The sequence below is a fragment of the Chryseobacterium joostei genome, assembly GCF_003815775.1.
Classification (GTDB): Bacteria; Bacteroidota; Bacteroidia; order Flavobacteriales; family Weeksellaceae; genus Chryseobacterium; species Chryseobacterium joostei.
In genome coordinates this window covers 2,603,394-2,614,824 of the sequence record NZ_CP033926.1, presented here as the reverse complement: position 1 = coordinate 2,614,824, position 11,431 = coordinate 2,603,394, and the positions used below count along the sequence as shown (strand labels likewise).

General features: G+C 26.8%; 6 protein-coding genes and 1 other RNA gene. 6 read left to right on the top strand and 1 reads right to left on the bottom strand.

The genetic code is table 11. The annotated features are described in order from the left end of the window. Positions 1-2: 2 nt before the first annotated feature. From EG359_RS11940 to EG359_RS11930, 3 genes are all read left to right on the top strand, one after another. Positions 3-1,952 (top strand): hypothetical protein, encoded by a 1,950-nt coding sequence (locus EG359_RS11940; RefSeq protein WP_076354962.1) that lies wholly within the window; start codon positions 3-5, stop codon positions 1,950-1,952. Between the two features lie 26 nt (positions 1,953-1,978). Continuing rightward, positions 1,979-3,052 carry an SMEK domain-containing protein gene (locus tag EG359_RS11935; RefSeq protein WP_076354960.1) on the top strand — a complete coding sequence of 358 codons (1,074 nt, stop codon included), beginning with the start codon at positions 1,979-1,981 and terminating at the stop codon, positions 3,050-3,052. Between the two features lie 82 nt (positions 3,053-3,134). Beyond that, positions 3,135-8,738 carry a reverse transcriptase domain-containing protein gene (locus tag EG359_RS11930; protein WP_076354958.1) on the top strand — a complete coding sequence of 1,868 codons (5,604 nt, stop codon included), beginning with the start codon at positions 3,135-3,137 and terminating at the stop codon, positions 8,736-8,738. 99 nt (positions 8,739-8,837) lie between these two features. On the opposite strand, the gene ssrA is transcribed toward EG359_RS11930, so the two are convergent. Beyond that, positions 8,838-9,239: a transfer-messenger RNA gene (gene ssrA, locus EG359_RS11925) on the bottom strand. A 656-nt stretch (positions 9,240-9,895) separates the two neighbouring features. Here ssrA and rpsU point away from each other — a divergent pair. The 3 genes from rpsU (at position 9,896) to EG359_RS11910 (ending at position 11,343) form a co-directional block, all read left to right on the top strand. Beyond that, positions 9,896-10,093, top strand: a complete 198-nt coding sequence (gene rpsU / locus EG359_RS11920; protein WP_045501128.1) for a 30S ribosomal protein S21 — start codon at positions 9,896-9,898, stop codon at positions 10,091-10,093. A 75-nt stretch (positions 10,094-10,168) separates the two neighbouring features. Continuing rightward, positions 10,169-11,056: a tyrosine-type recombinase/integrase gene (locus EG359_RS11915; RefSeq protein WP_076354956.1), complete on the top strand. Its 888-nt coding sequence runs from the start codon at positions 10,169-10,171 to the stop codon at positions 11,054-11,056. Continuing rightward, complete coding sequence (locus EG359_RS11910) at positions 11,053-11,343, top strand: HPF/RaiA family ribosome-associated protein (RefSeq protein WP_076354954.1); 291 nt, start codon at positions 11,053-11,055, stop codon at positions 11,341-11,343. Before EG359_RS11915 ends, EG359_RS11910 begins: the two co-directional genes overlap by 4 nt. Positions 11,344-11,431 lie beyond the last annotated feature (88 nt).

The window sequence follows — 11,431 nt, the reverse complement described above, 5'->3', positions numbered from 1 at the left end:
TTATGGATAAAGAAATCTTTTATAAATATGATTTTTATACTTTAGAACAAAAATATATTGAGTATGAATTTGTGGAATCTTTAGATCGAGAATTATGTTTACATGATCTTATAGAGCCATTTATTAAGATAAATATAGAATTTTTACTAACATCTGGTGATAATAAGAAAGAATTTTCTAACATCAATTTTTCTCAAATTGAAACTTCTTTAAGTAAAATATTATCTCAAAATTTTTTTTATAAACAATATTGTGAATCAAATTCAGAAAAGAATTTATTTCAACGCGTATTGAATAAGTTTGTTTCTAGAATTTTTGATAAAGACGGTTTTAATGATGAGAAATATATAATACAAAACTATATTCATACGTGGTTAGAGAAAAGGTTGGCTTTAGCTGTAGTTAAAGATTCACGATTTAGTTCGGTTAAAGTATTATTAGATGTAATTGAAAAAACTGAGATGTTATTTAGTTTTCAAAATTATTTAATAGAAAATATTCCGAGAGATTGGATTAAGAGTGAAGAGGAATGGACAAATGTAAAAGTAAATTCTGAAAATATTTGGAGTATTATAAGAACTTTCGATAAAACACTTTTAGATAGGCAACATATCATAGCAGACAACATAGATGATAAAATTTGGGAACATATACACAAGACAACAAGAAATTCAGATTATATTAGTCTTAATCGAGAATATAGTTTCAAATCACAATTACTTTTTAAAAAAAACATTTCATTATGGATTAAGCTTTGGGATAACTTACAATTAACAATAATTCAAGATTGTATCTTTCAAACTTTACATCCTTTTGATCCGAAAAAATATTTAGAATTATTACATATTCTAACATCTAAAAAAGTTAATATAGGATCAGATTTAAATATTCTCCTTTTAATTTTTGCAAGAAATTTTTTTGAAAAATCCCGCAGACTTACAGAACAATTAGCATTTTATGAAAATACAGATAGAATTACACCAACAAATGAATTTCTGTTTGTACAAGGTCAAAAGTGTTATAAAGAATGGCTATTAGAAAGACCTAAATATTATGAAGAATTTATAAAAACTTTAGTAGATCAAACTAAAAGCTCCGAGATTCAAGATTGGATTTTTAGTTATAAACCAAATGTTAATGATAGTCAGTTGGGCAAATTGTATAATGAAGAATTAGAATTGCTAACAAATACATACAAATTACATTTTAAGCATAAAGAAGATTTTGATCAAGATTCTCTTAATCTACAAAAATTCAATTTTTATGTGGATTTAATTAAAGATAATGAGTCAAATTTGTTTGTTTCTAACTTGCTTAAGAGTATTTTAAGTTTTGTAAATTCAGATAGATTCTTTTGGGATAAATCTTATTCAGAAATATATTTAAAGTCGATGAAAGGAATTGGCTTTTTAGTTAGTTTAGATGATAATCCAGTATTAAGGTCGCAAAGCATAATAAGACAGTTTAAAATAACTCATCAAGGATGGAATCCAAAAGGAATTGATTTTAATTCTATTATGAAGGAGACTTTTATTTATTGTGGAATTACATTCCTTTTTGAATATAAGGAAAGCTTTAAAGATGTTGTACCTGAAAATTTTTTCAAGGAGTTTTTAGATATATTATTAGTCCAAAATAAGTATTCACAAGTTGATAATTCTGAATATTATCAGCAGCCATTACATTTAATGTTACTTGTTAGTTCTCAGGTAATGCCAGAACTTAAAGAATATGCGGAACAAGAATTAATTTTAAATTATGATGATTTATTTTCATTATTATCAATATTGGTTAGTAATAAAGATTTGATTTCAAATCAATCAAAAAAGCTTTTAAAAGATAAATTAAAAATAGAATTCATTTTCGAAAAAAGGAAACTAAATAATAAAAATATGAAGGAAAAAGTTCAAAAAATAGAATATATGGTTAAACAATTAAATGTAATTATTTAAGTAATTTTTTATTAAATTATAATATATTGAAAAGAGAATTTTACTTAAAAGAAATAATAGAGGAGTTTGGGATTTTAAGGAATAAAATCGAAATGCTTTCTCAATCGAATTTACAGGATATAAATATAATTTCTGAGTATCATATACAAGAAATATTAAATATCTTATTTGATTTACAACTTAGTAATTCAAATGAATATAAACAGAATTTTAAAGCTATTGATTTACAAGACTCAATCAATGCTATTGCTATACAAGTAACTGCTAATTCTAGAAAAAGTAAAGTCCAGGAAACATTAGATAAATTTTTTGAAGATGGATTAGATTTAGATTTCGAAACATTAATTATATTTATTTTAGGTAAAAAACAGTTATCATATAAAAATTTGAAAGTTAAAGAAGGCTTTCTTTTTATTCCAGATGAACATATTTTAGATTTTTCTAAGATTATATCAAAACTTTCTTTTGCTCCAACAGGTAAGTTAGAGAAAATTAGAAATATCTTAAAAGAAGATAGATTTGCTCCTAAAAAGAAAATAAGTGATGTAGCAATCTTTAAAAAGAAACAAATAATTCGGAAGAAAATTGTAAAATCTTTAATTCATACATCGAATGATGTTTCAGAGGCAATATTTAATTATTATGACCCCTCGTACAAATTTAAATATGAAAAAATAATCATCAGATCTATAACGGATCAAGCTTATCCTTTCTTTGATGATCCTATAACTAAGCAAAGAGCGGATTGGTATAAGGTATTCAGTTTTGATCTCAATGAAAATTTCTTAGAAGTTCAGATTCAATATTACGATAAAATTGTTGTGAATAAAATGGGAGAATGGAATTATCTTAGAGATAGAGAAGAAGGTTCGATTTCTAATGATTTAAAAATTATTAGAACTGATGTAATAGAAAGAATTCCTCTTGAAAATATTATTGAAATAGATTTAAGTGAAGAGGATCCAATGATTTTTGTTGATTTTCAAAACAGAAAGGCTTACAGAGAACAAATACCTTTTATACGAGGTTATTACAAAAATGATAGTGATTATAGAAAAACGTATTATTTTGAATTATGTAAACAAGATATTAATTTATAGAAGATTAATTTAAAAGTAATTTATAATGTCAACACTATCTTCGCAAGTCCTATCTTTGAATAATAATAGCAAATTTTAAAAAATGGATAATAGTGATAACCTATATAGGATTCTATCGGATAAGTTATTCAGTATATTTTATGTAGACGATCTAAAATATGGAAGACAACAAGAGAATGGTAGTTATAAGTTAATTAAAGAACGTATAACACCGGTAACAATAGAAGATATGTTAAGAAACCAAAAAAGTTTATTAACTTATCAAGAGTTGCATATAGTTGATACTGCATTTATAAAATGGATATGTATTGATTTGGATATTTCTAAAAAGGAGATAGACGAAAATAAAATTAATCCAAGTAATTTAAGAGATGTCAAAACTGCGGCGGAAATAGTTGTAGAATTTTTAAATGAGAAAAATATACCTCATTTGGTAGAATTTTCCGGTAGAAGAGGATTTCACATTTGGATCTTTTTTGAACGACTTGTTACTAAAAGTGACGGCTATAATTTAATAAATTACATTTATTTTAATGTTAAAGATAAATTTGCTAGCGATATAGCTGTAGATAAATTTCCAAAAGTTCCTTTTGTTAATAAATATTCAAAAGGTGTAGGTTCAGGAATAAAACTCCCTCTTTCTCAAAATAAGGGTAGTAATAAATTATCTTTTTTTGTAAATATAAATGAAGAGTTTGATTTTGAAGTTGATAATTGGCTAAGTATTCCAAGTGAAAAATTTTTACAGAAACAACTCGAGATATTATCTCAAGCTCAACCTGCATCAATTAAAATTATTGAATCAGTTTTAAGTGACTTTGCAAAGACAGATAGTTTGCCAAGAAACTCATATTATAAAGTAAAAAAAGCTTCTAAAATTGCAGATAATTTATCTTTAGAAGAGATAATAAGTTCTTTAAGTCAGTGTGAGCATTTAAAATTGATTTTTAATGATTTTGAAAAAGGATTAGACAATAAAGAGAGAAGCATTTTAGTTGGATTACTGGGACAATTACAGACTCAAGAGAATATTAATTTTGGGCAAGAATTATTATTGGAGATTTTTTCTAGAGTCAGAGGATTTAATAAGGAAATTACCTTAAAAAATATTGAAACTCTTAAGTATTTAAAGCCGATAACCTGTAAAAGTTTAGGTAGGTGCTCTTCTTGTTTTCAATGCAAAACGGTATCTCCGGTTGAATTAATTAAGGGAGTTTCATTAGAAAAGATCTCCGATTATAGAATTATAAATATTGATTTTAACCTTTTTAACAAAATACGAAAGTCTTTATATCAATATTCATTAAAAAATGATGAAGTTCCGTTATTTCCTCAGTTGGAAACAATTAATACAATTGATTTTGAGGTTGTAAAGAAAAGTATTGAAGAAATATATAAAGGAGGTTACATCTTTGATATTGATAAATATAAGTTCGAAAGAAAAGAAAATTCAAAAATTCGTAAATTATTTAATATAGATCCTTTAAATAATATAATTTCAATATACTTTATTTTTGTTCTAAATACCCTATACTATAGTGAGATTTCTGGTAATTCTTATGGGTATGAATTTTCTAGTAGTTTTTATAAAAATAATATTTTTACTAACTGGTTTATTAATTGGGCAAAATATACTCGAAAAATAGAGAGTATCCTTTTTAATTTAGAATATTCGAATTATTATCTGATAAAGTTAGATATAAAAAGTTTCTACGATAAAATTGATCTTCAAAGATTAAAGATAAAACTTTTTGAAGAAGCACCTCTTCCAATTAAAAATAAATTGAAAGAGTTATCTAATGAAGATATTATTAAGTATAGAAATATAATTAGTTATCTAATTGATCTTTCAATTAAAACAACTGAAAATTCGAAAGTGGGCTTACCACAAGGTCCTGTGTTTGCGAGGTATTTAGCAGAATTATATTTGGGTAGCTTAGATACCTTAGTTGAAAAAATATTTATATCGGATCAGAAGAGGGAGTTTTATTATCGTTTTGTTGATGATATTTTCATTTTTGTAGAAAATGAAGACAGAGCTAAAAAGCTATTTGAAAATATGCACGAATGGTTATCAATAAATGGGCTACAATATAATGATAGTAAAACTAAAATAGTAAATGTTCAAACTTATGCAGATTCTGGGGAATATCAGAAATTTAAAGATGATATAAAATATGATATAAATAATGCAAACAAGAATAAAAATGTTTTATCCCAAACAGAAATTCAAGAAGCTATCTCTAAGCTTGAAATTTTGACGGACGATGTTAAATTTGGATTGAAAGATAATCTTAGATTTTTTTACAACCAATTTGATAATGATAGACGTTTAAATAGCATAAAGAAGAAGCTTGCGAAGAAAATACCATTTACAGATACTGGTAGAGGAGCTCTATATTTTTTATTCTATAATAATCTGATTTCTAATTTTCCTGATGAATTTTGGTCACTAACAGAAAGTGCAAATAAATTAACAGGTTTATCTCTAAGTCATTTTTTAAATACAATTTTGTTATATCAAGACGATTTATCTTCACATACTGAACATATTAAAATTTTGATAGAGAATATATATGATAGGAGAGATTTAAGCGATGCAGATAAATTATTGACTGCTATTTTATCTTTAAAAACTAATAATACCATAACACTAAATTATTCTGAAAAAATTATGTTTTCCGCTTTAGCACAACCTGACCTCAAGTTAGATGTTTCACATTGGGATTTGATGGAAAAAAAATTGGAATCATTTAATGATATTATTTTATTAGCTGAAGTAAATAAAATAATACTTACACAAAGTCAAACTACTGATTTTTTAAATGTTTTTGCAAGTTATTTATTTTTAAGATTTTCAGAATGGAAAAAGAATAATCACAATTTTCTCAAAAATGAAGAAGACCTAAAAGCGTACTATCAAATAATATCTTTTTTAACTTTATTTGAAAAATCAGAAGATAATAACAACCTTATTGCTTCTTGGAAATTGTTGTTAGAAATCTCAGTTGAGCAAGGGGAATATCAAGATAAAAAACATCAGTTTTTATGGGTAGATAAAATATCCGATTTGCACTATGAAGACTTTTCTAATAATAGTTATTCACTTATCCTTTCAAATAAAAGGGGTTCGAAAATAGGTGAGTATTTTTGTCTAAATGAGTTTTTAGAGCAGTATAGAAATCTGCTTATTATGATGCTTTTTAAAAAGGATCAGGTTAATCACTTCACTCATTTTAAGAGAGATGTATTAGAAGAAATTGATGCGGATGAGTCATTATTTTATGGCTGGATAAAAGATATGACTGCATTATTATATCCAGATACTAATGATATTAGTTTGAAAAATATAGCATTAAACGGATTAATTGTATTAAAGAATGGCGAGAAGATTTTTGTGAAAAAAGTTTACGAAAATATAGAAATTAAAAAATATGATTATTTAGATATTGATTCTTCTTTGGAGGAAACAAAAGAAATTGAATATACAGTTTCAACTGAAAATTTAAATAAAATTTTGGTTGCTCCTAATTTTTGTGTGTTTATTAAAAAATTAAAGTCTGTAATAGATATTCACATGGATTTTAATTCAAAATATAAGACATTCCCAATTTTTTATAAACCATACGAAAGTTTATCAAATTTACCTATTATCCCATTTTATTCTGATTATGAAAGAATAACCGATTTTAAAGGTGTTATAGCTGATGTAAATATTGCTACTTATTGGCAAACTATGGAAGAAATAATTTCTAGGTTAGATACTATTAATTTGGTGCAAAATAATTCAAAATTTAATTTTACACTAAATGAATTGAATACAAGATTCTATCCGACATCTCCTTTATTTGAAATGAATGATGAGTTTAAAATTGAATTTATTCAAAGATTTGTTGATAATATTATAACTGATGAATTAACAATATTTCAATACCAATCAATTTGGAGTACTACAGTATTTGAATTATGCTCAACATTTGATAATGGGCTTAAAGATGTCATAAATTATCTAAAAATTCATTTTGATTGCTATAAAGATGATAATGTAGATTTAGATTTATTGTTTTCTATTAATGAAAAGTTGATAATTAAAGATAATAATCTTTTAGAACTATATCAGACAATAATAGATTCTTTGGAAATTTTTATGGAACAAGTACCTGATAATAATATAAATTTTTCTCAAATTTTGAAAGAAATTTATATTACAGGATTATTCTTAGATTCTAAAACAGAAAATTCTATTGAAATTTCAAAATTTGTAAAAAATAATATTAGAGTTGAGGATACTGAACATCCTATTTCAAGAGACATTACTTATAAAGTATATTTAAATGATATAATATCTTCAGAAATTGAAAAAATATATTTATATAACCATGATTATGATATTTTCCAAGAAGAAAGTTTAGAAGAGATTGCTAATGCTTTAAGACTTAGAGGCGCTTTACAGTATTTATATAAGGAAGGTAATACATTGTACGTGTACATTCTTCAAAATGAAATATCTAAATGCTATGATCGTATTAATAGAAGGAAAGTATTATATAATAGTGTTTTTGTTGAAAATACAGAACAGATAAATTTAGATGCATATATTAGTTTATTTCCTAAAAATAATAATTTAGAAAGTATAGTTTCAATTATTGAAGGGTATACTAATTTTCAGGAGTTGAAGAAGATGCTTTCATGTCATTTAAAAAATCCGTCAGAATTATTACATAGAATATCTGGTTGGTTGTATTTATTTAATGACGAGAGTATAGCAGGAAGTGAATTAAAGCAATACATGGATGATAATGATTTGAATTTAGAATATTTATATAGAACAATCTTAGAAGTATTGTTTCGTCATAATTATATTTCTGAGGATCATATTAAATACTTTCAAGAAACTTTAAGCGCATATTTAGAGGATGGACAAAAAACGATACTTGTTCCTATTAAAAATCCTTTTGATGATGAAAATGGTCTTAAAAGGTTGCTTGATAAGTGTAATTTTGAAAGTAGGACTTTTAATTGGCTCTCCAATTTTAATGAGCTTTGTAGTGAGGTTGTGCCTGAAAATATAGTTTTTTTAACAGATATTTCTCTTACTGGCTATCAGACTATCAAGGCTCTTGAATATTACTTGAAAAATGATTATGAAAGTAATGATGATTTGAATTTTTATTTTACTCATAAAGAAGATGGTAAAAAGTCTCCTCAAGAAGAAAGGTATTTTTCATTCAGTAATTTAGACTCATGTAAAAATCTTCATAATAATATTTTTAATTGTCAAAAAATAGTGTTTTTATCAGCCATAAATACAGTTGATTTTGAAAGTGTTATCCGAAATTTTTTTGATAATATAAATAGTAATATTTCATTTTTAAAGTATGGAAATCCTTTACTTGAAGAAGGTTATCTCTATAACAAATTAGATTATAATACGGATGAAAAAAAATTATTTAAAGTTCTAATAAATGATACTAAATTATTATCTAAGTTGTTTGTGCTAGATAAATTTTACACAGATAATTTAGAAGAATGCAACATCATATTAAGGGTTAATTCTTTGCCTGCAAAGCATATAAAATTATTCACCCTATTACCATTAAAAGGAAAACCTCTATTAGATTATATTCAAAATTGGAAAAACAAAAGAAATTCTAAAGCTGCCAAGTCTAAAAAAAGTAAAGGTTGATAGAATAAAAGAAATGCTGGGTCTTATGAGAAAGATTTAGTACGATTTTAGTACAAGTTAAAAATAAAAACCGCTTTTAAATGGTTAAAAGCGGTTTTTAAGTGGAGTTGGAGGGATTCGAACCCTCGTCCAAACAAGCAATACATAAGCTTTCTACATGCTTATTCTACTATTGGTTTTCGATTGAAAGCAGAGAGTAGACACCCAACTTTCAACTTATCTTCTAAAGTTTTCGAATTTCAGCCGAAGCTTCCGAAACCTTATTTCTGCATTCCTATATCCCAGAATCAAACGCCGCAGAACAGAGCATTTGTGGAATATCTTGCTTCCCTACTGAAATCTTCGGGAAAACGCTTGATCTACTATACTTCGATATTAAGCTGCAAGAGCGAACTCTTCGTTGCCAGTTAAAATTTTGTAGCAAGGGATTATAGAGATCGCGCTACGGTTCTCTGCATGCTTACTTACCCATTGGTCTTGCTGTCGAAACCAGTCAACCCCATTAATTAAGTGGATGCAAAGATAGAATATTTTGTTTAAATACCGTTAATACTACCCGTCGCTTTTTTTAATAATAATCATTAAACGCGAATTGTTATCTGATATTCAAGAAAAATGTCAGTACAATTGTCGCTATTTTAATTTTATTCTTTGTTTTTCCCAGAACAGTTTGCACTAATAAGCTATTGTAGGTAATTACATTATATAGTATAACTGTTGAATATGTTGATTGCATTGTATTTCCTTTAAACTAGTTGGGACTAAGGATTGAAGTTCTTTTACTGCATGTAGTGCTAGATGGGTTATAATAGAGATGATGTTGGTGTAGTTTGTTGTCAAATTGTTATATAGTATATATGATATAAGGTTATTAATAGAAATTGTAGTAGTTGTATTGGTTGGTGAAAGTTTGATAGGTTAGTTATAAAAATAGAATTTCTCTGAAATATATCAGAAAAACAATGAGCTAGGATAGGAACGTTTTAATTCGGGTTGCTAGTTGATATAAAATGTGTGTATTTTTATATTGCTGTATCCTTTATTGTTTAATCCCTTTGTAGTAAAGGAATATTATATTTTTTTAAAGAAAAAGGTGATGATATTTTGTACTTTAAGAAAAAAGGTCTAGTTTTGCAATCCAAAATGAGATGTAAAATATGTTAATAATTCCAGTAAAAGATGGTGAATCCATCGACAGAGCTTTAAAAAAATACAAGAGAAAATTTGATAAAACAGGTACTGTTCGTCAATTAAGATCTAGACAAGCGTTTATCAAGCCTTCTGTAACTTTGAGACAATCTAAGTTAAAAGCTGCTTACAAACAAAGAGCACTTAGCAAGGAAGAGCAGGCTTAAGATTTTTTCTTAACCATATACTAATTCACTTCTTAAATTCTTATATTTGAGAAGTGAATTTTTGTTTTTACACCCATGCTGGATAAGTTCTTAGAATATCTACAATTCGAAAAGAGGTACTCACCTCACACCATTACAAGCTACAAAAAAGACCTTGATGACTTTTTTCATTTCTATCTCCGAACAGAGTCGTCTGAAGATGTAAGTAAGGCCGACAAGAAAATCATCAGAAATTTCATCGTTGAGCTAAGTGAAAACAATATTTCCAAAAGAAGTATCAACAGAAAGTTATCATCACTCCGAAGTTTTTATCTTTTCCTTTTAAAGATAGGCGAAATTAAGGTTTCTCCTACTGAGGGTATTTCTTCCCTGAAATTTTATGCAGAGAAGCAGATTCCTATGTCTAAGGAGGAAATGGGGGATCTGAATGACCGGGTATTCGGGCAGGTACAGGATTTGCTGGAAAAGTGCATCATGGAAGTCCTTTATCAAACCGGTATGAGAAAAGCAGAGCTTTGTGGCCTGATATTTGAGCATGTTGATTTAAACGAATATGAATTAAAAGTAGTCGGAAAAGGGAATAAAGAAAGGGTAATTCCTATTTCCGGGGATTTGTCTAAGCTTCTTAAAAGTTATCAGGAAATAAGAAAGCCTCAGACAGAATATGAATCATATTTTTTTGTAAATAAGAAAGGGAAAAAACTCAGCGAAAAATTTGTTTATGTGGTAGTTAATAAGTACCTTAGTCTTATAACAACGAAAGAAAAAAAAAGTCCTCACATCCTTCGTCATAGCTTTGCTACTCACGTATTGGATAATGGGGCGGAGATCTCCAAAGTAAAGAAAATATTAGGGCATTCCAGTCTTGCCAGTACTCAAGTCTATACGAATGCTAATATTGAACAATTGAAAAAAGTGTTTAATCAGGCTCACCCTCGAGCATCAAAAAAAGAAGAATTATGAAGATTTCAGTTCAATCAATTGGTTTAACACCACACGAACCACTAGAGTCACACATTGACAAAAAAGTTAGCAAATTAGATACATTCTATGACAAAATTCAAGAGTGTAAAATATTTCTAAAAGTAGAAAACAATGCTGATAAAGCCAATAAAACAGCTGAGCTTATTTTAGCCGTTCCAGGTGATGATATCGTGGTAAAGAAGACTTCTGCAAGTTTTGAAGAAAGTTTGGACCTTTGTGTTGATACAGCTAAAAAGCTACTAATCAAGAAAAAAGAAATGGCTTAGAAAAAAAAGTTAAAAAAAGTTTATAAAATATTTGAGAATTCAAAAAATCCGTTCTATATTTGCACTCGCAAAAAAGGAACAGCGATCT